This window comes from Erwinia sp. MYb416 (assembly GCF_037479575.1).
Taxonomy (GTDB): Bacteria; Pseudomonadota; Gammaproteobacteria; order Enterobacterales; family Enterobacteriaceae; genus Erwinia; species Erwinia rhapontici.
Genome location: NZ_JBBGYT010000228.1, coordinates 1 through 988 on the forward strand (window position 1 = coordinate 1; position 988 = coordinate 988).

A 988-nucleotide genomic window follows, 5' to 3' on the forward strand; every position below is an offset into this window, starting at 1 on the left:
TTAGCCTGGCCCGTGCAGTGGGCCATCTGTGGGCATTTATTTCTGCTTTAGGAAAGAAGGTAACAAGTTACGAAATGCTCACTTCAAAGAAAATGGCTAAGGCGCTCAGCTTTTCCAGGCCAGGACGCTTGCCGTTCCCTTTCCGCTGCACAGTACGTGTACTCAAGCCTGACAATTCGCAAGCCATGCCCACTTAAGGATAGCGTTGCATCGACACGTTGAACTCACAAGGCGTCCCTGAAGATGATTGCGTCTGATAAACAATCACTACGTGTCAGATCAGATCTGAGCCAATACACATAATTAGCCAAAACAGCCCGCTGGCAGAATACCCAGACGGGCTGTTTGCTTTATTTGGAGGCGCGATGCCGGGTGAGATAATGCTTCACCAGCACAAAGAACAGCGGTACAAAGAACAGCGCCAGTACCGTCCCCGCCAGCGTGCCGCCGATAATGCCGGTTCCGATGGCAATACGGCTGTTGGCACCTGCACCGGAGGCAACTGCAAGCGGTATGACACCGGCGATAAAGGCCAGCGACGTCATCATAATCGGGCGTAGGCGGGTGCGTGCCGCCTGCATCGCAGCGGCACTCAGCGAGCTTCCCCGACGCACTGCATCTTCAGCAAATTCGATAATCAATATCGCGTTCTTCGAGGTCAATCCGACGGTGGTCAGTAACGCAACCTGAAAGTAAATATCATTGCTTAATCCACGCAGCGATATCGCCAGTACCGTTCCCAGCACGCCGAGCGGCACCGCTAAAAGCACCGAGAACGGCACCGACCAGCTCTCATACAGCGCAGCAAGACAGAGGAACACAACCAGAATTGAGATTGCATATAAGGTAGTTGACTGACCACCTGCCTGCTTCTCCTGCAGCGAGAGTCCGCTCCACGCCCCGGTCGTACCCGCTGGTAACTGGTTAGCCAGCCTTTCGATGGTGTTCATCGCATCCCCGGAGCTGAAACCTTCCGCATTCTGCCCCG

Annotated in this window: 1 protein-coding gene and 1 pseudogene; both read right to left on the reverse strand. The window is 54.4% G+C overall.

Translation table 11 applies throughout. The features are described from left to right. Window positions 1–70 precede the first annotated feature (70 nt). A pseudogene (locus WH277_RS02075) lies at window positions 71–178 on the reverse strand (DNA-binding protein); the annotation flags it as partial. Window positions 179–350: 172 nt separating this feature from the next. Then, a partial coding sequence (locus tag WH277_RS02080; RefSeq protein ID WP_339504117.1) for an efflux RND transporter permease subunit occupies window positions 351–988 on the reverse strand: 638 nt, incomplete at its 5' end.